The sequence below is a fragment of the Proteus sp. PR00224 genome (assembly GCF_016238105.1).
Taxonomy (GTDB): domain Bacteria; phylum Pseudomonadota; class Gammaproteobacteria; order Enterobacterales; family Enterobacteriaceae; genus Proteus.
The window spans coordinates 523,329-545,736 of record NZ_JAEHQU010000001.1; the positions used below are offsets into that span (position 1 = coordinate 523,329).

General features: G+C 39.1%; 16 protein-coding genes. 6 read left to right on the plus strand and 10 right to left on the minus strand.

The genetic code is table 11. The features are described from left to right. Nucleotides 1-82: 82 nt before the first annotated feature. The 9 genes from oppF to nirB form a co-directional block, all read right to left on the minus strand. A complete protein-coding gene (gene oppF / locus JEP71_RS02460; RefSeq protein ID WP_109372141.1) occupies nt 83-1,090 on the minus strand; it encodes a murein tripeptide/oligopeptide ABC transporter ATP binding protein OppF in 1,008 nt (335 codons plus the stop codon). Further along, on the minus strand, nt 1,087-2,073 hold the full coding sequence (locus JEP71_RS02465; RefSeq protein WP_198619937.1) for an ABC transporter ATP-binding protein: 987 nt from the start codon (nt 2,071-2,073) through the stop codon (nt 1,087-1,089). The genes oppF and JEP71_RS02465 overlap by 4 nt, the downstream gene beginning before the upstream one ends. 10 nt (nt 2,074-2,083) lie before the next feature. Continuing rightward, nucleotides 2,084-2,992, minus strand: coding sequence for an oligopeptide ABC transporter permease OppC (oppC, locus tag JEP71_RS02470; protein ID WP_100160272.1), 909 nt, complete (start codon nt 2,990-2,992; stop codon nt 2,084-2,086). Between the two features lie 18 nt (nt 2,993-3,010). Next, nucleotides 3,011-3,931 carry an oligopeptide ABC transporter permease OppB gene (gene oppB, locus JEP71_RS02475; RefSeq protein WP_023581988.1) on the minus strand — a complete coding sequence of 307 codons (921 nt, stop codon included), beginning with the start codon at nt 3,929-3,931 and terminating at the stop codon, nt 3,011-3,013. Between the two features lie 79 nt (nt 3,932-4,010). Continuing rightward, on the minus strand, nt 4,011-5,648 hold the full coding sequence (gene oppA, locus JEP71_RS02480) for an oligopeptide ABC transporter substrate-binding protein OppA (RefSeq protein WP_109372137.1): 1,638 nt from the start codon (nt 5,646-5,648) through the stop codon (nt 4,011-4,013). Between the two features lie 271 nt (nt 5,649-5,919). Beyond that, the gene (locus JEP71_RS02485) at nt 5,920-7,557 is read right to left on the minus strand and encodes an ABC transporter substrate-binding protein (protein ID WP_198625699.1); all 1,638 of its coding nucleotides are present in this window, start codon (nt 7,555-7,557) and stop codon (nt 5,920-5,922) included. A 651-nt stretch (nt 7,558-8,208) separates the two neighbouring features. Further along, nucleotides 8,209-9,591, minus strand: coding sequence for a siroheme synthase CysG (gene cysG, locus JEP71_RS02490; RefSeq protein ID WP_198625700.1), 1,383 nt, complete (start codon nt 9,589-9,591; stop codon nt 8,209-8,211). Nucleotides 9,592-9,605: 14 nt separating this feature from the next. After that, a complete protein-coding gene (nirD, locus tag JEP71_RS02495; RefSeq protein ID WP_198619934.1) occupies nt 9,606-9,950 on the minus strand; it encodes a nitrite reductase small subunit NirD in 345 nt (114 codons plus the stop codon). Next, complete coding sequence (gene nirB, locus JEP71_RS02500; protein ID WP_198619933.1) at nt 9,947-12,493, minus strand: nitrite reductase large subunit NirB; 2,547 nt, start codon at nt 12,491-12,493, stop codon at nt 9,947-9,949. The genes nirD and nirB overlap by 4 nt, the downstream gene beginning before the upstream one ends. 328 nt (nt 12,494-12,821) lie before the next feature. Here nirB and JEP71_RS02505 point away from each other — a divergent pair, with 328 nt between their 5' ends. The 5 genes from JEP71_RS02505 (at nt 12,822) to JEP71_RS02525 (ending at nt 17,869) form a co-directional block, all read left to right on the plus strand. Beyond that, nucleotides 12,822-14,387: an ABC transporter substrate-binding protein gene (locus tag JEP71_RS02505; protein ID WP_198625701.1), complete on the plus strand. Its 1,566-nt coding sequence runs from the start codon at nt 12,822-12,824 to the stop codon at nt 14,385-14,387. A 76-nt stretch (nt 14,388-14,463) separates the two neighbouring features. Continuing rightward, nucleotides 14,464-15,507: an ABC transporter permease gene (locus JEP71_RS02510; RefSeq protein WP_196532557.1), complete on the plus strand. Its 1,044-nt coding sequence runs from the start codon at nt 14,464-14,466 to the stop codon at nt 15,505-15,507. After that, nucleotides 15,507-16,337, plus strand: a complete 831-nt coding sequence (locus JEP71_RS02515) for an ABC transporter permease (protein WP_100160281.1) — start codon at nt 15,507-15,509, stop codon at nt 16,335-16,337. The genes JEP71_RS02510 and JEP71_RS02515 overlap by 1 nt, the downstream gene beginning before the upstream one ends. Beyond that, the gene (locus JEP71_RS02520) at nt 16,330-17,166 is read left to right on the plus strand and encodes an ABC transporter ATP-binding protein (protein WP_198619931.1); all 837 of its coding nucleotides are present in this window, start codon (nt 16,330-16,332) and stop codon (nt 17,164-17,166) included. Before JEP71_RS02515 ends, JEP71_RS02520 begins: the two co-directional genes overlap by 8 nt. Further along, the gene (locus JEP71_RS02525; protein ID WP_198625764.1) at nt 17,153-17,869 is read left to right on the plus strand and encodes an ABC transporter ATP-binding protein; all 717 of its coding nucleotides are present in this window, start codon (nt 17,153-17,155) and stop codon (nt 17,867-17,869) included. Before JEP71_RS02520 ends, JEP71_RS02525 begins: the two co-directional genes overlap by 14 nt. 84 nt (nt 17,870-17,953) lie before the next feature. Here JEP71_RS02525 and JEP71_RS02530 read toward each other — a convergent pair whose 3' ends face one another. After that, nucleotides 17,954-18,598, minus strand: coding sequence for a YchE family NAAT transporter (locus JEP71_RS02530; protein ID WP_109372118.1), 645 nt, complete (start codon nt 18,596-18,598; stop codon nt 17,954-17,956). A 513-nt stretch (nt 18,599-19,111) separates the two neighbouring features. On the opposite strand from JEP71_RS02530, the gene adhE reads away from it, so the two are divergent. Then, entirely contained in the window at nt 19,112-21,778 is a 2,667-nt protein-coding gene (adhE, locus tag JEP71_RS02535; protein WP_109372116.1) for a bifunctional acetaldehyde-CoA/alcohol dehydrogenase, read from the plus strand. The last annotated feature ends 630 nt before the right edge of the window (nt 21,779-22,408 follow it).

Consider the following 22,408-nt stretch of genomic DNA (forward strand, 5'->3'; position numbering starts at 1 on the left):
TTCGATCCGTTAATAAATAGAATGCCCTTGAAAATAAAACTTCAAGGGCATTTTTTCTACTTTACTTAATCATTCAATCGCCTTAAAGCGGATCGACTTTTAAGCAAGAGACTGCATGGCGAAAGCTCCCTTCTAATAAAGGGCGTGTTTTGGCACATTCTTCATCTGCCATCGGACAACGTGTACGGAATATACAGCCTGATGGTGGATTAATCGGAGAAGGCAATTCTCCTTCCAATAAATCAATATGCTTATTGCGCTCTTTATCAGGATCAGGAATAGGCACCGCTGACATCAACGCTTTGGTATAAGGGTGTAATGGATGATGATAAACTTCATCATACGTTCCTAACTCCACTGCATGCCCTAAATACATCACCAATACACGATCTGAAATATGTTTTACCACCGCTAGATCATGGGCAATAAAGATTAAAGATAATCCCATCTCTTTTTGAATATCTTTCAGCAAGTTAACCACTTGAGCCTGAATCGATACGTCTAATGCTGAAACGGGTTCGTCACAAATCACTAATTTAGGTTCTAAAATTAACGCGCGAGCAATACCGATACGTTGGCATTGTCCACCTGAGAATTCATGTGGGTAACGGTTGATTAAGTTTGGCAATAATCCGACTCGCATCATCATTGCTTTCACTTTTTCAACAACTTCAGCCTGTTTCATTTTAGGGTGATAGGTTTTAAGCGGCTCCGCAATAATATCACCAATGGTCATTCTTGGGTTTAAGGAAGCCAGCGGATCTTGGAAAATCATCTGGATATCTTGGCGAATATCGCGCCATTGTTTATTTCCCATTCCCAATAAATTATTGCCTAACCAAGAGACTGTACCACCAGAGGCTTTAACTAAACCAATAATGGCGCGAGCAAAAGTCGATTTACCACAACCAGATTCACCAACAACCCCTAATGTTTCACCTTCATATAAGCGTAGTGTGACACCATCAACGGCTTTTAGGCTTTTTTTCGCTTTCCAAAACCACTGTTTATTATCTTGAACATCGAAATAAACTTTTAAGTCATTCACTTCAAGAATAACTTTTCTATCTTGTAACATTGCTTGAGTCATACCAATTCCTCCACCGCTTTAAAACAGGCACGTAGTCGGCCTTGTGCGAATTGCTCTAATTGAGGTTCACTCGTTAAGCATTGCTCTGTTGCATACTGGCAACGAGGTTGGAATGGGCAGCCTTTTGGTAAACGTAATAAATTAGGCGGATTTCCCGGAATGGTTGCGAGTCGTTCATCTTCACCGTCTAAGCGAGGAACAGCCTGTAACAATCCGATAGAATATGGATGTGATGGTTGATAGAAGATATCACGCGCTTTACCGTACTCCATGGTACGTCCTGCGTACATCACCAACACTTTATCGCAGATACCCGCAACAACCCCCAAGTCATGGGTGATCATAATAATCGCAGTATTTAAATCATTCTTAAGCTCATTGAGTAAGGTCATGATTTGCGCTTGAACCGTCACATCAAGTGCGGTTGTCGGTTCATCAGCAATTAAAAGTTTAGGCTTACACAGCAATGCCATTGCAATCATGACTCGTTGGCGCATACCGCCTGAAAACTCATGAGGATACATACTCATTCGTTTATGAGCTTCTGGCATTTTTACTGCATCTAACATGCGTACTGATTCTGCATAAGCATCATTCTTACTCATGCCTTTATGAAGCATTAATACTTCAATAAGCTGCGAACCAACTTTCATATACGGGTTTAATGAAGTCATTGGATCTTGAAATATCATAGATATTTCTTCAGCGCGCATTTTATTTAATTCACTTTGGCGAAGGTTTAAGATCTCACGACCATTAAAGTTTGCGCTACCCGCTGTGCGACCATTTTTCGCTAATAATCCCATTAATGCGAATGCCGTTTGGGATTTACCTGAGCCAGATTCACCAACGATCCCGAGGGTTTCACCTGCGGATAATTCAAAGTTGAGCTTATTAACTGCGGTAACATCACCATCCGGTGTACCGAAAGTCACACAGAGATCTTTAACACTTAATAACGACTTGTTTGTTGTATTTGTCATTTTGTTCTCCTTAACGATCTTTCGGGTCTAATGCGTCACGTAAGCCATCACCGATAAAGTTAAAGCAAAACAGTGTGACAACTAAGAACGAAGCCGGGAAAAGTAACAACCAAGGAGAAACTTCCATTGAGTTTGCACCATCACTTAATAGTGCTCCCCAACTACTTAATGGTTCTTGTGTTCCTAAACCTAAGAAGCTTAAGAAGGATTCAAATAAAATCATACTAGGGACTAATAAAGAGGCATAAACCACAACGACACCCAGTACGTTAGGTACGATATGTCTTAACACGATATTGCGTGATGACACACCACAAACTAATGCAGCTTCAATAAACTCTTTACGTTTTAAACTTAAGGTTTGTCCTCTTACAATACGTGCCATATCGAGCCAAGATACCATCCCGATAGCAACGAAAATCAGTAAGATATTTTGACCAAAGAATGTCACTAATAAGATAACAAAGAACATAAATGGAAATGAGTTTAGGATTTCCAGTAAACGCATCATCACAGAGTCAACACGTCCACCAATATAGCCCGCCATTGCGCCATACAGTGTACCAACAATAACGGCAACAAAAGCAGCCGCTATACCGACCATTAATGAAATACGTCCACCAATCGCAACACGGACTAATAAGTCACGCCCAGATGAGTCAGTACCAAAATAGTGAGAAGAGGCAAAATCAGGTGCCATTGACATCATCTCCCAATCGGTATCGTCATAGACAAAAGGCGATAACATTGGGGCAAAAATGACAAATAATAAAATAAAGAAAAGTAATATAAGGCTCGTAATTGCCGCTTTATTGTGCATAAAACGACGACGAGCGTCTTGCCATAAACTACGGCCTTCAATATCTAGCTGCTCCGAGAAATTCCCCAGAGCTTCGCTGTTTTCCTTCAGTGATAACATAACGCGCTCCAGTATCTATTAGTAACGAATTTTCGGATCAATAACGGCATATAAAATATCGACAATCGCATTAAAGAAAATTGTTAATGCACCTACGATAATGGTTAAGCTTAATACCAATGAGTAATCTCGGTTTAAAGCACCATTAACGAATAATTGTCCGATACCTGGCAATCCAAAGATGGTTTCAATAACCATTGAGCCCGTAATAATACCGACGAATGCAGGCCCCATATAAGAGATAACAGGTAGCAACGCAGGTTTTAAAGCATGACGCAGCACAATTCTTTTCATCGGCAAGCCTTTCGCTTTTGCCGTTCTGATAAAGTTTGAGTGTAATACTTCAATCATTGAACTACGGGTAATACGCGAGATACTGGCAATATAAGAAAGCGACAGTGCAATCATTGGTAGCAACATATATTGCACCGCACCGCCATTCCAGCCACCAGCTGGTAGCCACCTTAAGGTAATGGCAAAAATAAGTACAAGCAGTGGTGCAACAACGAAACTCGGTATTACAACCCCCGTCATGGCAAAAGTCATGACGGTATAATCCCATTTGGTGTTTTGATTCAGTGCGGCTATCACGCCTGCCCCCACACCTAAAATCACGGCAAAAATAAATGCCGACAGCCCTAATTTAGCTGAAACAGGGAATGCTTTACCGACTAAGGTGTTTACACTGTAGTCTTTATATTTAAAAGAAGGCCCTAAATCCCCTTTCGACAATTGAATTAAATAATCGAAGTATTGTTTATAAATGGGATCATTTAAGTGATATTTCGCTTCAATATTTGCCATGACCTCTGGTGGAAGTTTCCTTTCCCCTGTAAAAGGGCTACCAGGTGCTAAGCGCATCATAAAAAACGAAATTGTTATTAGAATAAATAGAGTCGGTATCGCTTCTAAAAAGCGACGAAAAATAAATTTGAGCATTGCCCGTTCCTATAACACAAACCTATTCAGGCGTGACGATAAAAAGACCTTGCCTTAAAAAAGACAAGGTCTCGCCCGATTACTTAGCAATAATGTACAAGTCTTTAGTATGTAAATTATCTAATGGATCTTTACCTGAATAACCACCCACATAAGGTTTAACTAAACGGGTGTTTACATAGTAGTAAAGTGGAACAATGGCCGAATCTTTATCTAATACGCCTTCAGCTTTTTGATAAATAGCGGCACGTTCGTCATCAGATTTCACACGTAAAGATTCTTTGATCAATGCGTCAAACTCTGTGTTTTTATAGTGAACAGTATTATTACTGCTGTAAGACAGCATCATGTTCAGGAATGAAGAAGGTTCGTTATAATCTGCACACCAGCCCGCACGCGCAACATCATAAGTTCCTTGGTGACGTGTATCTAAGAACGTTTTCCACTCTTGGTTTTCAAGAGACACATCTGCACCTAAGTTTTTCTTCCAAATTGAAGAAGCAGCAATTGCCACTTTTTTATGAAGATCTGAAGTATTGTACAGAAGTTTAAATTTCAGTGGGTTTGCTTTGTTATAGCCCGCCTCTTCTAACAATTGACGTGCTTTTTCATTGCGCTGTTCTTGTGTCCAAGTCGCAAACCATTCTGGTTTACTCTCTTTAATTCCGTCTGTAAATGGCGGAGTAAAACCGTAAGCGGGAATATCACCTTGGTTTTTCACTTTATAAGTGATGATATCTCTGTCCATTGACAGTTTCAGCGCTTCACGAACACGAGGATCATTAAACGGTGCTTTCTCATTATTAATTTCATAATAATAAGTACATAAATATGGGCTTATACGCAATTCATCTGGGATCTCTTTTTTCAGTTTTTGGAAAAGTTCGATCGGTAAATTGCTATATGTCATGTCGATTTCACCCGCACGATAGCGGTTTACGTCAGTGACTTCTGATGAGATAGGTAAGAACGTAACTTTATCAATAACAGTATTTTTGTTATCCCAATAAGTTGGGCTACGTTCTAAAACAATACGTTCGTTGACGGTCCAGTCTTTTAAATTATAAGCGCCGTTGCCGACGAAGTTAGCAGGTTGTGTCCATTTTTCACCAAATTTTTCAATTACTTTTTGGTTAACTGGCGACATGGAGGAGTGAGCTAATAATTTTGGTAAATAAGGCACTGCTTCAGATAAAGTGATTTCTAATGTGTTGTTATCTAATGCCTTAACACCTAATTCTGTGGCTTTTTTCTTACCTGCAATAATATCGTCAATATTCACGATATGCGCATATTGCAGATAGCTTTCATAAGGAGATGCAGTATTAGGATCCGCTAAACGTTGCCAGCTATAAACGAAATCTTGTGCTGTAACAGGTTCACCATTTGACCATTTAGCGCCTTCACGAATTTTGAATGTCCAAACAGTAAAATCTTTATTTTCCCAGCTGGTTGCAGAGCCAGGTAAAATTTCCCCATTTGGACCAACAATAGTAACGCCTTCGAAAAGATCACGCGCTAATGCAGACTCAGGTACACCTTCGATTTTATGAGGATCAAGTGATTGTGGTTCAGAGCCATTATTACGTACGAGCACTTGTTTTTCAGCTAATTTTACCCCGTCTGGAACAACAGCGGCATTAGCCGTTAGCGCTGACAATCCAAAGATTGCGCTTATTGCAATCGCCAACGCACTCTTTTTAGTTAAATTACTCATCTTATAAAATACTCCCAGTTAGTGAGCTGGTTGTTAGACAACCATTCTGTGATGTTCAGTTGTGTTTTAGAACGGTTTACACAACTTATTGTTTTTACAAAAAAATAAATCAATCTTGCTTATTTGCTATCAGTGCTTAATTGCCTGATAGCATTATAATTTTTTATGCCGCTATCTTTTTTGTGTAGCTTTTTATTGGTTAACTACTTTTTAAGTCACTTTTAATAATTCAAATCACACATAACTATAGAATATCGATAATTTACCAGTTTTAGTTATCTGCCTTTATAAAATAGCGCTTTAAGTCCGTATAATCAAAGGGGTCTTTGCCTGTAAATCCACCTACTTTTGGACTAACTAATCTAACACTGACTCGATAATAGACAGGTACTATCGCGGAGTCCTTGTCTAGCAAGGCTTCAGCGCGCTGATAGAGTTGATGGCGAGCCCCTTTATCAACAGCAATTGAGGCATTATTTAATGCATCATCGTAATCATTATTTTCATAAAAAACGGTATTCAGGCTACTTGTGGAAAGAAACGAGTTTAAAAACGAGGTTGGTTCATTGTAATCTGCACACCATGTTGCTCTCGCGACTTGGTAATTTCCTTGGTTACGGTTTTCTAATGCCGTTTTCCACTCTTGGTTTTGCAACGTCACATTGGCACCAATACTTTTTTTCCACATTGATGCGGCCGCTATTGCCTGCTGTTTATTTTGATCTGACGTATTGTAGAGCAAGGTAAAAGTCAGAGGATTTTGACCATCAAACCCCGCTTCTTTTAATAATTCACGCGCCCTTTCATTACGTTGCTGTTGTGTCCAATAAGCCCATTTAGGCGGTTTAAAATTACCATTGCCAATAAAAGAGGGAGTAAAAGAATAAGCCGGTATTTGTCCTTGTCCCATTATTTTTTCAGCAATGACTTCTCTATCAAGAGTCAATTTCACGGCTTCTCGAACACGAGGATCATCAAAAGGGGCTTTTTTATTATTTAATTCATAATAGAAAGTACATAAATATGGTGTGACATGTAAATTCTCTGGCTGCTCTTGCTTCATTTTTCTATAAAGAACAGGAGGAATAGCGCTATTAGTGATATCTATTTCACCGCTACGGTAGCGATTTATATCACTGGTTTCTGAACTAATTGGTAAAAATGTGGCTTGCTCAATAATGGTGTTTTTATTATCCCAATAAAGTGGATTTCGTTTTAAAGTCACCTTTTCATTCACCACCCAATTTTCAATAACATAAGCACCATTACCGACAAAGTTTTCAGGACGAGTCCAATTCACGCCATATTTTTCAACAATCTCTTTTTTAACTGGCTTTAACGGAGTGTGGCTGACCATATCGACTAAATAAGGGATTGGCTTGGTTAAATTGACTTGCAAAGTGTGAGCGTCTATCGCTTTCACACCTAATGTTTCAGGGGATTTTTTGCCACTAAGAATATCTGCAACATTTTCAACATAAGCATATTCGAGATAACTGGCATAAGGCGATCCTGTTTTAGGATCTACTACTCGACGCCAGCTATAAACAAAGTCTTCAGCTGTAACTGGTGTGCCATCACTCCACTTTGCGTCTTCTCGCAAATAGAATGTCCACACCTTGTTATCATTAGTTTCCCAGCGTTGTGCAACGCCAGGCATGCTTTCACCATTAGGTCCAACGTAGGTCAGTCCCTCTAATAAATTTAAAATAATATTAGTTTCTGGTGCGCCTTCTACTTTGTGCGGATCAAGTGATGAAACTTCAGTACCGTTATTAATCACAATATTCTGTTGTTTTGCCAGAATAGTACCTTCAGGAAGAGTGACGGCATGAGAAAAAAAGGAGGTTAATACAAGTGACATAATACTGAGTGGAAACACTATTTTTAACGTAACTTTATTTTTCATGGGTACCTCTCCTAATAAACAATAATTTATAGCGGGGTCGCTCAATTAACGATATGTATCGTTGTTAAATTTTGATTGTAATATTTGTGGCTCTCAAACGTTTAAAGATATTAATAAGATAAAAATGATACCAACACTCTTCTTTTTTACACTTATCGTAAATTTTGTCAATTAATGCGGTATTCTTATCACTTAACTTTATTGAGCCCTCTAGAGTTCTATCCTGAGAAAATAAAAAATATATATCGAGAGAAGCAAAACAACAAATAAACATTAAATTAACATCATGCAAGTTTTATAGATAGAAAACCTACTTAGCTCACAAAATTAATATAATTAGGATGGGTTTTATCCGACTTGCAGAACTTTATGATGCTTTGTTTGTAAAGAGTTTCTCTTTGAAATTAATTAAAAATAACAATAAATTCATCTTTAGACTGAATAACGATTCTAGTCTAAACATATTTATAGATTATTAAATATTCAATTTTATTATTTGTTTTTAATTTTTAATCTAAATGTTTAATTGAAATGTAATTAAACAATTTTTCATTTATATTTCTATGTGTTAGATAAAAAAACCTCTTTAATATACATATCGAATATTAAAGAGGTTTTTAATTTTAAAATGATATCATCAATTCTTTTCAGCTATTTAGCCGATTTGGATTGAAACCATTGTAGCTTCTCATTCAGTGTGACAACCTCCCCCACAATAATCAGTGCAGGGCTTTCCATTGTTTCTGCCATCTCTGCCAGTTGGCGTAATTGACCAACAATCACTTTTTGTGTGGTTAAAGTGCCCTTTTCAATAATCGCAATCGGCATGGTTGCGCGCATATTTTGGCTAAGTAGCATTTGCTGAATATAACGGGCTTTACTTAATCCCATATAAAAGACTAACGTTTGGTTTTCTTGTGCAATACATTGCCATTCAGCCTCGTTTAATCCTTTGCCATGCCCAGTAATAAAGCGGACACTTTGTGCATAATCTCGATGCGTTAAAGGAATACCCGCATATGTTGTACAGCCTGAAGCCGCGGTAATACCGGGGATCACTGAAAAGGGAATATGATGTTCAATCAAGGCTTCTAGCTCTTCGCTACCTCGACCAAAAATAAAGGGATCACCTCCTTTTAATCTCACCACCCGTTTTCCTGCTACGGCTTCTTTGATTAAAATTTGATTGATTTCATCTTGAGGAACACAATGAAAACCCGCTTGCTTACCAACATAAATACGCTGTGCATCTCTGCGGACTAATGCCATTACCTCATCAGATACTAATCTATCGTAAACCACCACATCAGCTTGTTGACACTGCTGTAACCCTTTAATAGTCATTAGCCCAGCATCACCCGGCCCTGCTCCGACTAAAACAACACTGCCTTGAGGTTGCTGATTTTCAGATAATAGCGCGCTAATACGTTGCTCAATATCGCCGTCTCTTTGTGCTTCAATTTCAGCTTGTAATGATTTATCTGCAAAAAATTGCTCCCAGAAATAACGTCTTGCACTTATGGATGAAAAACGTTGTTTTACTTCTTCTCTTAATTTTCCCGCAAGTTTCGCTAATGCACCGAGATAATTTGGGAGTAGTTGCTCAATTTTTTCTCGCAAAATACGCGCTAGCACAGGGGCTTTTCCGCCCGATGAAATAGCCACCACAATAGGAGAACGATCGATAACAGAAGGCATAATAAAGCTGGCTTGTTCTGGTGAATCAACCACATTACAAAATATCTGTTTCTCTGTCGCGGATTGAAAAACCTGTTGATTCACTTGCTCACTATCTGTTGCCGCAATAACAAGCCACTTACTTGATAGATGATCCGCAGTAAATACACCAGTGATGCAGTTTAATTTTTGCTCAGAATGCCACTGTATAAACTGCTCTGTAAACGAAGGTGCGATAACAGAAATAATAGCACCCGCCTCCATAAGCAATCGGGCTTTACGTTCAGCTATCTCACCCCCTCCCACTAATAAACAAGGTTTATCTTTAAGCTGACAGAATATTGGAAAGTAATCCATATTCATTCCCCTATTTATTGAGATGATTCATTACGGCTACGTACGCTGACAGTATTGCCTTCAACCTTGACGTCAAAATGGGTGATCGAGAAACTCTCATCTTCAAGGCAAAAACCATCCGTTAAACGAAAATGCTGTTTTTTCAGCGGACTGACGATATACAACTCATTTTCATGTTCAGCGATCAGCCCTCGAGATAAAACACTCGAATGTGCAAAGGGATCTATATTGCTTAACGCATATAAACGTGCATCAGAATAAGGGCGAAATATGGCAACGTGATCTTGTTCCACCAGCGCACAAACACCTGTTCCTGGCGTAATGTCATCTAATTGGCAAACAGCTATCCATTGGCTCATGATTGCGCCTCCTCAGTGATCATTTTGATATCAATACGTTCATGTAAACGTGCGGGACGGTGTTGAAAACGTTCTTTTACCGTTTGTACAGTCGGATCAGGCATTGGATTATTAATAAAGTGGGCAAAACGTTTTAATGCTTTTGGAGAATCAACTGTTTCTTTCCATTCACAAGCGACACGTTCTTGTAAGGCTTTCAGTTCTTTTTCTAACTGTGCATTTAAGCCTAATTTGTCGTTAATAATGACATCACGTAAATATTCAATACCGCCTTCTAAATTATCTAGCCACACTGAAGTGCGTTGCAGTTTATCGGCGGTGCGAATATAAAACATCATAAAACGGTCGATATAATGTACTAAAGTTTCTTCATCGAGATCAGATGCAAAGAGATCACCATGGCGTGGTTTCATACCGCCATTTCCACCAAAATAGAGGTTCCAACCTTTATCTGTGGCGATAATCCCCACATCTTTTCCTTGCGCTTCAGAACATTCACGGGTGCAACCTGAGACACCAAATTTCATCTTATGAGGTGTTCTAATGCCTTTATAGCGATGCTCTAACGCAACCCCCAAACCGACACTATCACCGACGCCAAAACGACACCAACTGCTACCCACACACGTTTTTACCATGCGCAGTGCTTTCGCATAGGCATGACCTGTTTCAAAACCCGCAGCAATCAGTTTTTCCCAAATAGCGGGTAAATCCTGTTTATGCGCACCGAACATCGCCATGCGTTGCGAGCCAGTAATTTTGGTATATAGATTATATTCTTGAGCAATTTGCCCAATAGCAATAATGCCTGCGGGTGTAATTTCACCACCTGGAGAGCGAGGAATAATGGAATAAGTCCCATCTTTTTGCATATTCGCAAGGAAGTTATCATTAGTATCTTGCAGAGCAACTAAATCATCACGCAAGATATAATCGTTCCAACATGAAGCAAGCAATGAACCCACTGTTGGTTTACATATTTCACAGCCATAACCTTGACCATGTTTTTTCAACAATTCATCAAAACTTTTCAGCCCTTCTACGCGAATAAGATGATAAAGCTCTTGGCGAGAATAGTGAAAATGCTCACAAAGATGGTGATTAACTTCGATACCTTGTTTTGCTAATTCTGCATTTAAAACTTGAGTCACCAATGGAATACAGCCACCACACCCTGTGCCCGCTTTGGTTTCTGCCTTAATAGCAGCGACTGTATGACATCCTCGTTCAATTGCTTGAATAATGTCGCCTTTTGTCACATCAAAACAAGAGCAGATTTGTGCAGTTTCAGGCAAGGAATCAACACCAATTGCTGGCTTACTTCCTGCATGTGCAGGCAAAATTAAGGAGTCTGGATGCTCTGGTAATTCAATAGTGTTCAGTGATAGTTGCAAAAGATTGCCATAATCTTCTGTATCGCCTACTAATACTGCGCCTAGTAGGTATTTGTTATCTTCACTGACAATCAGGCGTTTATAAATTTCTTTGCCTTCATCGAGATAAATATAACTACGACACCCTTCTTGACGACCGTGAGCATCACCGATACCGCCCACATCAACACCAAGAAGTTTTAATTTTGCGCTTAAATCGGCGCCTTGGAATACAGAGTGATGACCTAATAGATTATCAACCGCTACTTGCGCCATTTTGTAGCCCGGTGCAACTAAGCCGAATGTTTTATTTTGCCAAGATGCACATTCACCAATGGCGTAAATATCAGGATCGGTTGTTTGGCAATAATCATTAATAACAATACCGCCTCTTGGTGCGATATCTAAATCACATTGGCGAGCTAATTTATCTTTTGGGCGAATACCTGTGGAGAACACAATAAAGTCAACTTCAAGAGAAGTACCATCTGCAAATTGCAGTGTCTTACGTGCGCTTTCTCCCGTCGATAATATTTCTTGTGTATTTTTAGACGTATGCACTTTTACACCCATACGCTCTATTTTTCGCTTAAGTTGCTCACCACCTAATGCATCAAGCTGTTCTGCCATTAGTGTTGGTGCAAACTCGATAACGTGAGTTTCAATACCCAAACTTTTTAACGCACCAGCGGCTTCTAAACCTAAAAGTCCTCCACCAATCACCGCCCCTTTACGACTAATACGTGCGCAAGATTCGATTGCATTTAAATCTTCAATAGTCCGATAGACAAAGCAATCTGATGAGTTATTTCCCTTAATTGGAGGAACCCATGGATAAGAGCCCGTTGCCATCACTAACTTATCGTAACTAACACAACGCCCCGTATTAGTGTGTACCACTTTTTCGTCACGATTAATGGTAATAACACGCTCACCAATTAATACTTCTATTTGGTGTTTTTCGTAATAGCCTTGTTTAACTAAAGAGAGTTCTTCTGCGGTGTGATGGGAGAAATAAGAGGAGAGATGGACTCTATCATATGCAACGCGAGGTTCTTCACAAAAGACGACAATATTAAATTCTTCATTGCCACCTTTATCAATCAACTCTTCGATATAACGGTGCCCCACCATACCATTACCGATGATTGCGAGTGTTTTCTTGCTCATTTTTGCCTCAGATTTAAAGATTTCTAAGGCTAAAATACGAAACTACTCATAAGGGATATTGATGAATATCAAATACAGCTTAATCAATTCAGCTACTACAACTTAATAGTCAATGGGTTACTACTAAAGGAGTATTTCATCATCCTATTCTTGCGGTTAATTATTCTTCTACCATAATTAATTTTAGCCACTTATAACGAAGAGTTATATGTAAGCGTAATTAAAACTTTGCGCATTGGTCACGTTTTGCCTAAGTTAATTTCACAAAGTAATAACTAATAAGTTATTGACATAACGACTTTAGCTACACCGTTTCAGGGAGCGTCTCATGAAAGCAAAATTATTATCATTATTCGTTGTGGGTGCCCTTTCCGTACCGGCATTTGCAGCAACACCTGCTAATACATTAATTGTGGTACAAGGGCTTGATGATATTGTCAGCCTTGATCCTGCTGAAAGTAATGAGTTATCGAGTATTCAGACTGTACCGAGTTTATACCAACGTATTGTTCAACCTAATCGTGATAATCCAGAAATTAATGAACCCATTTTAGTTGAAAGTTGGCAAGCAAATCCTGAACAAAAAACAATCGTATTTAAAATTAAACCCAACGCAAAATTTGCATCGGGCAACGCTGTGCGTCCTGAAGATATTATCTTCTCTTATCAGCGTGCGATCACCATGAATAAATCACCTGCCTTTATTCTAAATGTCTTGGGTTGGAAAACAGATAACATCAATTCGTTGCTAAAAAAAATCAGTGATAACGAATTGGAAGTACGTTGGGCTGCCGATGTCAGCCCTGATGTTGTGCTAAATATCCTTTCAACCCCGATTGCTTCTATTGTTGATGAAAAGCTGGTTTCTGCTCATGTTAAAAATAATGACTTTGGTAATAGCTGGCTAAAAATGAATTCAGCAGGAAGTGGTGCATACAAAATGCGCGCTTATCAACCGCGTCAAGCCATTGTGTTAGAAGCTAACCCACTTTCGCCAACTGGCGCGCCTAAAATGGCAAATATTATTATTAAAAACGTGCCTGATCCCGCATCTCGTCGCTTACTAATTGAAAAAGGCGATGCAGATATTGCACGCGAATTAGGCACAGACCAGACTGCTGCATTAGCAGGCAAAGCAGGGATCAAAATTTTAGATATCCCTTCTGCTGAACAAGTGTATATGGCGTTTAATACTGCCAGTGGAAATCCTGCACTGAGTAACCCTGCTTTTTGGGAAGCTTCGCGCTATTTAATTGACTACAAAGGTATTACTGAAGACTTAATGCGTGGTCAGTATTTTATTCACCAAAGTTTTTTACCTGTAGGTTTACCGGGCGCATTAAAAGATAATCCATTTACGTTTGATCCAGAAAAAGCCAAAGCAATTTTAGCTAAGGCAGGCATTACCAATGCACGCTTTACGTTAGATGTAGAAAATAAAGTCCCTTACATTACTGTGGCGCAATCCATTCAAGCAAGTTTTGCTCAAGCAGGTGTACAAGTTGATTTATTACCTGCTGCGGGTAGCCAAGTGTATAGTCGTGTGCGCGCTAAACAACATCAAGCAGCGATCCGCTTTTGGATCCCTGATTATTTTGATGCTCACTCAAATGCCAGTGCCTTTGCTTATAATGACGGACAATCCAACACTGTTGCTTGGTTAAATGGCTGGAAAATTCCTGAATTAAGTCAGCAAACATTGGCAGCACTTAATGAAGCGGACAAAACAAAACGTCAATCGCTCTATACTGAAATGCAAAAAGAGTTACAACGTAGCTCACCTTATGTGTTTATCGACCAAGGTAAAAACCAAATCGTCATGCGCGATAACGTCAAAGGTTATGCGCAAGGTCTAAATGCAGATATGGTCTATTATGACAAAGTAACTAAGTAATATTTTTTCTGAAACCATCCACAGTCATGTTACTGTGGATGGTCTATTTTTTGTCATTTCACTAGGCTATTGCTGTATGAATACTGCTATGACGTTACCTTTTCGTCTAAAAGGTCAGTTAATTACCTTTGCTCAAGGAATATTGACACTGGTGCTGACTCTTTTAGGGCTTCTTGTCATCACTTTTACGCTTTCTGCACTTTCCCCCGTCGACCCTGTTTTACAAATTGTCGGTGATCACGCAAGCCTCGAAACCTACAACCAAGTAAAACATGAGTTAGGGCTGGATTTACCTATCTACATGCAGTTTTTTCACTATGTGGAAGCACTGCTGCAAGGACATTTAGGTACCGCGACATCAACAGGCCAGCCTGTTCTTGATGATTTGTTAGCGACTTTCCCCGCGACATTGGAATTAGCAACTGTTGCATTACTGATTGGTGCCAGTCTCGGAATTTTATTCGGCGTTTTATGTGCGCGATTTGTGGGAACTCCCCTCGATTTTATTTTGCGAATTCTGACGTTATTAGGTAGTTCAGTCCCTATTTTCTGGCTAGGTTTGATTTTGTTATTGATCTTCTACGCCACATTGCAATGGACTGCTGGTCCCGGACGATTAGACGATATCTATCAATTCACCATTGAACCCATAACGGGTTTTGCATTAATTGATACATTATTAGCTGGCGATAAAGATGCTTTTTTTAATGCGTTATCGCACCTTATTTTACCAGTTTCTCTATTAGCGTATTTTGCCTTAGCTTCTATCACTCGCTTAACTCGCTCAGCCTGCTTAAACGAGATGAATAAAGAGTATGTCACGTTAGCAAGAGCAAAAGGTATTGGCGAGTTGCGTATTCTTTTTTATCACGTACTGCCTAATATTCGTGGTGTTTTAATGACTATTATCGCCCTGTCTTACACTGGCATGTTAGAAGGTGCCGTATTGACAGAAACGGTCTTTTCTTGGCCAGGAATTGGGCGATATCTCACAACAGCGCTTTTTGCGGGTGATACCACAGCCATTATGGGCGGTACTTTAATTATCGGTTTATGCTTTGTCTTTATTAATAATATGACCGATATCGTTATTCGTTTGACTGATCCGAGGCTCCGCTAATGTCATCCTCATTTTTAAGAAAAATAGCGCGTTCGCCTTCCGCATTTATCGGTTTATCGTTGCTCATTTTACTGTTAATTATTGCGATTTTTGCACCTTGGCTAGCCCCTTATGATCCAAATTGGCAACATGCAGCCCAACGTTTATTAGCGCCCAATGCTGAACATTGGTTAGGCACAGATAATTATGGGCGCGATATTCTTTCTCGCCTTATCTATGGTACTCGCCCCATGCTAGGCTTAGTGGGACTGGTGGCGCTTATTACGTTACCTTTAGGATTATTGATTGGGATTTTATCTGGATATTACGGTGGTTGGACTGAACGTATTTTAATGCGCTTCACCGATATTGTGATGTCAATGCCTTCCCTTATTCTCGCTTTCGCTTTTGTCGCAATGTTAGGCCCTGGCCTACTCAATGGTGCATTAGCACTGGCTTTAACTGCATGGCCAGCTTATGCGCGACAATCGCGCAGTGAAATTCAACATTTACGCAATAGTGATTATCTTGCTGCGGCTGAAATGATGGGAATTAAGGGTATCCGACTGTTATGGGGACATATTTTACCCCTGTGTTTACCTTCAGCCATTGTTCGTTTAGCGCTGAACTTAGCAGTGATAATCCTCGCGGCAGCAGGATTGGGTTTTCTGGGATTAGGCGCTCGCCCACCGATGGCGGAATGGGGAGCAATGATCGCAGAAGGCATGCCTGTTATTTTTGATCAATGGTGGGTTGCCGCTATTCCGGGTACAGCAATTTTAATCAGCAGTCTGGCATTTAATTTATTGGGTGATGGATTACGCGATGTATTGGGAGATACCCATGAATAAAACACCATTAATTGAAGTAAATAACCTCTGTATTGATTTCCCAAAGGCAAGAGTGGTCAATAATGTCTCTTTCACTTTAGGGCAAGAGCGTTTGGCAGTTGTTGGCGAATCAGGCTCAGGCAAGTCAATGACCGCTCGTGCATTAATGGGATTAGTTCGTCAGCCGGGAAAAGTCAGCGCAGATAAACTAAGCTTGCAAGGAAGTAATCTATTGGATTTCTCGTCTCGCCAATGGAATAACATTCGAGGTAATACAATTTCAATGGTACTACAAGATCCTCGTTACGCCTTAAATCCTGTAAAAACCATTTATCAACAAGTAGAAGAAACCGTAAAACAGCATCAAAAACTTTCGCGCCAAGATAGACGCCAACTTATCATCGATACACTGCTATCTGTTGGTTTACCTGAACAGAATATTTATCGCTATCCCGGTGAATTATCAGGTGGTATGGGGCAACGAGCAATGATAGCTATTGCGCTAATTAATAACCCTACTATTTTAATTGCCGATGAACCGACATCGGCACTTGATGCTCAGCTTCGTCATCAAATCCTTGAACTGATCACCACACAGTGTGAACAACGTAATATGGGCTTATTGCTAATTAGCCATGACTTGCCCCTTGTTGCCGAATATTGCGAACGTGTCATGGTGATGTACCAAGGCGAACAAGTCGATGAACTTAGTGCCAAAGACTTACCTACCGCCACGCATCCTTATACACGTACACTTTGGACATGTAGACCCAATGCAAGCACTTATGGCACTCAATTGCCCGTATTAGATAGAATGCTTAATTTCAAGGGAATACATCATGCTAATTGATATTCATGATTTACATGTTCAATTTGAGCAAGGTAAACAAGCCAAGCACGTTGTAAAAGGAATTAATTTACATGTTCAACAAGGTGAAACCTTTAGCTTAATAGGTCGTTCTGGCTGTGGAAAGTCGACTGTTTTACGTGTAATTGCTGGGTTATTGCCCCATTGGCAAGGTAATATATCGCTTTTAGGGCAAACTATTAAACCTCGACAACGTTTTCAAGGGACATTACGCCGTAATATACAAATGGTATTTCAAGATCCCTACGCCTCTTTACACCCTCAACACCGTATTGAACGGGCGTTTTCTGAGCCTTTAAAAATCCATCAAATTCCTTTTGACAAAGATACGATTGAGCAAGCATTAGCCCAAGTTGGTTTGCCTGCGGATGTAACAAGTCGTTATCCTCATCAACTTTCTGGTGGACAGCGCCAACGTGTCGCTATTGCGAGAGCCCTTTTATTACAACCTCAATTATTACTTTTAGACGAGCCAACTTCAGCACTAGATATGTCAGTACAAGCCGAGATCTTAAACCTGCTTAACACACTGAAAAAACAGCATCATATGACATATTTATTAGTAAGCCATGATGCCGATGTGATTGCTCATATGTCTGATAGAGCCGCACTCATGGAAAATGGTGAGTTAACACAACATTATGATCGAGAAGCTTTATCAAAAGGGATACATCGTCTTGATTGAAATAAAAGAAAAACAGATGTGAAGAAAGGAGCAGAGCAGTATTTGAGTGATTCATACTGCTCTTTTAATAGCACTGCGCTGTGTTTACACTAATAAGCCCGGGAAAATAGAACGTAATCCGGTCACAATAAATTCAATACCTAACGACATTAATAATAAGCCCATTATACGAGTAACGACGTTAATGCCTGTTTGCCCTAAATATTTCACTAATAATGTTGCACTACGGAAAAGTAACCAACAACAGAATGCAAAAAAGATACTGGTTGCGGCTAATCCTAAAAAGTTAGTAAAGCCTTCCCAGCGAGAGCTCCACACAATACAAGAACTGATTGCTCCAGGCCCTGCCATTAATGGTAATGCTAAAGGTACAACTGCAACACTATTACGTACTGCGGATTCGTTTCGTTCTTGATTGTTTTGTTTATCTTCCCCTAAACGCCCATTTATCATTGTCATTGCAATAGTAACAATCAGTATTCCCCCTGCTATACGAAACGAGTCGATAGAAATACCAAAAATACTCAGTATAGAATCACCAATTAACAGAGAAGAAACTAAAATAATTGCAACGGAGCCATTCGCAATTAAGTTTGTTTTGTTACGCCCTGCATCAGTTTGATAACTCGTCATACTGATAAAGACAGGCAAAATACCAATTGGGTTTACAATCGCAAAAAGACCGACAAAAAATTTAATATAACCGGATAAATCCAGCAGTGACCCCATGAAAAGCCCCTTCTTGGCTAATAAACATGCGAATTATTCTATAAAAGATAGAGTAACTCCAAAAAATGCGCGTTACTTTAAATCAATAAACCAGTTAATTCTATTAGTTAACAAGTTTTTACCTAAAATATTCTCTTGTAAACTGATCAAAACCTAGTGGTTTAATTTTATATCGAAATAGAGTATACGACAAAAAAATCGTTGAATATTTATTTCATATAAGAATCATTCTCATAAATAGCCTTGCTGAAAGGTGTCAGCTTGCTAATTTTGTGATATACATCACGTTAATTAATTAGAAAGATGGTAAGCTGTTACCATTCGAAGAAAGAGGGTTACTTCGAAAATATATTTACCTTTATTATTGTTTTTTTAAGTTTTTTAAGCAAATTATGCCCTCTTATAATTATTACTGAAATAAGCACATTATCATCTATCTAAGCTATTCTTATTAGTTATGACGATAACGGCTAATTTGCTTAAAAAATTTAACATTTTATCAGGAGTCTCTTTATGTCCGTAACTAACGTTACTGAACTCAATGATTTGGTTGCTCGTGTAAAAAAAGCTCAACGTGAATTTGCTAACTTCTCTCAAGAACAAGTTGATGCTATTTTCCGTGCTGCTGCATTAGCTGCCGCTGATGCCCGTATTCCTCTTGCAAAATTGGCTGTTAAAGAGTCTGGTATGGGTATCGTTGAAGATAAAGTGATTAAAAACCACTTTGCTTCTGAGTACATCTACAATGCGTATAAAGACGAAAAAACCTGCGGTATCTTATCTGAAGATCTGACTTACGGCACAATAACCATTGCTGAACCTATTGGGATCATCTGTGGTATCGTACCAACAACTAACCCAACTTCTACTGCGATTTTTAAAGCATTAATTAGCTTAAAAACACGTAATGGTATTATCTTCTCTCCACACCCTCGTGCAAAAGAAGCGACAAACCGTGCAGCTGAAATCGTCTTAAATGCAGCTATCGCTGCTGGCGCACCAAAAGATATTATCGGTTGGATTGATGAGCCTTCTGTTGCCCTATCTAACGCGTTAATGCACCATGATGATATTAACCTGATCTTAGCGACAGGTGGTCCAGGCATGGTTAAAGCAGCGTATAGTTCTGGTAAACCAGCTATCGGTGTTGGTGCAGGTAATACACCAGTGGTTATTGATGATTCTGCTGATATCAAACGTGCAGTGGCTTCAATCTTAATGTCTAAAACTTTCGATAACGGCGTAATATGTGCATCAGAGCAATCTGTTATCGTTGTTGACAGCATTTACAAACAAGTTCGTGAGCGTTTCTCAACTCACGGCGGTTACATGCTGACAGGTAAAGAATTAAAAGCTGTTCAAGACATCATCTTAAAAGACGGTAACTTAAACGCAGCTATTGTGGGTCAACCTGCAACAAAAATTGCTGAAATGGCTGGCATTGAAGTACCTGTAAATACCAAAATTTTAATTGGTGAAGTCAAAGAAACAACAGAAGCAGAACCATTTGCTCACGAGAAATTATCTCCACTATTAGCCATGTATCATGCTCAATCGTTTGAAGATGCGGTGCTAAAAGCTGAAAAATTAGTTGAGATGGGTGGTATCGGTCACACTTCTTGCTTATATACAGACCAAGATAACTGTCCTGAACATGTTGCCTACTTCGGCGACAAAATGAAAACATCTCGTATTTTAATCAATACTCCAGCATCTCAAGGTGGTATTGGTGACTTATACAACTTTAAGCTTGCTCCTTCTCTAACATTAGGTTGCGGTTCATGGGGTGGTAACTCCATTTCTGAAAACGTAGGGCCAAAACACCTTATCAACACTAAAACCGTGGCGAAAAGAGCAGAAAATATGTTGTGGCATAAACTTCCAAAATCTATTTACTTCCGCCGTGGTTGTTTACCTATCGCTCTAGAAGAGATTGCGACTGACGGTAAAAAACGTGCCTTTATCGTGACCGACAGTTTCTTATTCAACAATGGTTATGTTGATGAAGTCACTCGCGTACTGAAAAAATTTGGCGTTGAAACAGAAGTCTTCTTTGAAGTTGAAGCCGATCCTACATTAAGTATTGTGCGTAAAGGCGCAGAACAAATGAACAGCTTTAAACCTGATGTGATCATCGCATTAGGTGGTGGTTCACCAATGGATGCGGCGAAAATCATGTGGGTTATGTATGAACACCCTGAAACTCATTTCGAAGAATTAGCATTACGCTTTATGGATATCCGTAAACGTATTTACAAATTCCCGAAAATGGGTGTGAAAGCACAAATGGTTGCTATCACAACAACATCAGGTACTGGCTCTGAAGTAACACCATTTGCGGTAGTAACTGATGACGAAACAGGCCAAAAATATCCATTAGCAGACTATGCATTAACCCCAGATATGGCTATCGTTGATGCAAACCTTGTTATGAATATGCCTAAATCTCTGTGTGCATTTGGTGGTTTAGACGCTGTAACTCACGCATTAGAAGCCTATGTTTCTGTATTAGCGAACGAATATTCTGATGGGCAAGCACTGCAAGCATTAAAATTACTGAAAGAATATCTGCCTGCAAGTTATCATGAAGGCGCAAAAAACCCTGTTGCTCGTGAGCGTGTTCATAATGCGGCAACTATTGCAGGTATTGCTTTTGCTAACGCATTCTTGGGTGTTTGTCACTCAATGGCGCATAAATTAGGCTCTGAGTTCCATATTCCTCACGGTTTAGCTAATGCGTTATTAATTTCAAACGTTATTCGTTATAACGCTAATGACAACCCAACAAAACAAACTGCATTTAGCCAATACGACCGTCCTCAAGCACGTCGTCGTTATGCAGAAATTGCTGATCACTTAGAACTTTCAGCACCAGGTGACCGCACTGCTGCTAAAATTGAAAAATTGTTAGCTTGGTTAGAAGAAATGAAATCTTCATTAGGCATTCCATCTTCTATTCGTGAAGCTGGTGTTCAAGAAAGTGATTTCTTAGCAAGAGTTGATAAATTATCTGAAGATGCGTTTGATGATCAATGTACTGGTGCTAACCCACGTTACCCACTGATCTCTGAACTGAAACAACTGTTATTAGATTCTTACTACGGTCGTGAATTTAATGAGCATCCCGTTGTTGAAGTAAAAGAAGAAGCAAAACCAGCTAAAAAAAGCAGTAAAAAATAATCGAAACACACTGTGTTAATGTGATCCTCGATATTTCGGTTATTTGTTCTTAAATAGAAACCCAGTCCTATGGCTGGGTTTTTTTATGGCTGATCATTTGTTTATATGCATTTTGCTACTGATTTCTGAGATTGAGGAATAAGGCGGGATAAGTCACTATTCAGTCATAAATTATAGGTATTTACACCTAGTTAAAAAGTTTGGTTTTTACTATAAAAATAGTGTCTTCCTTTATACGTTCATAATTAGCTCTAAAAAAGACGCTGAACAACTTATCATTCAAGTCATACCATCGCATTACCATATTATAAAAAATGCCTTAGAGATGATTACAAGGCGCATCAAACTCTTTTCCTCTTTCATTAGTTGGTATAATTATTTCATTCTTACCTTATTTTCTTCATAAAATGACTATAACGATATGTGAAGCTATTGTGTTCGCTTTACGATTTACAATCGTGCTTTTCTTCTTATCCGATAAAAATAAATAGACTTCATCATTTTGATTATTAATTAGTAATCAAAATATAGAAATATAAATATTTTATATCCCTAGCTACATTGGATTTATAAAAAACATAATTTTAATAAAATATTATCGAAATGAGGCTTGCTAGCTGGCGAACGTAA

Coding starts and splice junctions, on each gene's coding strand:
- nirB (WP_198619933.1), bottom strand. CDS start 12,493: ATGAGCAAGAAAACACTCGCAATCATCGGTAATGGTATGGTGGGGCAC.
- JEP71_RS02510 (WP_196532557.1), top strand. CDS start 14,464: ATGAATACTGCTATGACGTTACCTTTTCGTCTAAAAGGTCAGTTAATT.
- JEP71_RS02520 (WP_198619931.1), top strand. CDS start 16,330: ATGAATAAAACACCATTAATTGAAGTAAATAACCTCTGTATTGATTTC.
- oppC (WP_100160272.1), bottom strand. CDS start 2,992: ATGTTATCACTGAAGGAAAACAGCGAAGCTCTGGGGAATTTCTCGGAG.
- oppB (WP_023581988.1), bottom strand. CDS start 3,931: ATGCTCAAATTTATTTTTCGTCGCTTTTTAGAAGCGATACCGACTCTA.
- oppA (WP_109372137.1), bottom strand. CDS start 5,648: ATGAGTAATTTAACTAAAAAGAGTGCGTTGGCGATTGCAATAAGCGCA.
- cysG (WP_198625700.1), bottom strand. CDS start 9,591: ATGGATTACTTTCCAATATTCTGTCAGCTTAAAGATAAACCTTGTTTA.
- JEP71_RS02530 (WP_109372118.1), bottom strand. CDS start 18,598: ATGGGGTCACTGCTGGATTTATCCGGTTATATTAAATTTTTTGTCGGT.
- oppF (WP_109372141.1), bottom strand. CDS start 1,090: ATGACTCAAGCAATGTTACAAGATAGAAAAGTTATTCTTGAAGTGAAT.
- JEP71_RS02515 (WP_100160281.1), top strand. CDS start 15,507: ATGTCATCCTCATTTTTAAGAAAAATAGCGCGTTCGCCTTCCGCATTT.
- JEP71_RS02485 (WP_198625699.1), bottom strand. CDS start 7,557: ATGAAAAATAAAGTTACGTTAAAAATAGTGTTTCCACTCAGTATTATG.
- adhE (WP_109372116.1), top strand. CDS start 19,112: ATGTCCGTAACTAACGTTACTGAACTCAATGATTTGGTTGCTCGTGTA.
- JEP71_RS02465 (WP_198619937.1), bottom strand. CDS start 2,073: ATGACAAATACAACAAACAAGTCGTTATTAAGTGTTAAAGATCTCTGT.
- JEP71_RS02505 (WP_198625701.1), top strand. CDS start 12,822: ATGAAAGCAAAATTATTATCATTATTCGTTGTGGGTGCCCTTTCCGTA.
- nirD (WP_198619934.1), bottom strand. CDS start 9,950: ATGAGCCAATGGATAGCTGTTTGCCAATTAGATGACATTACGCCAGGA.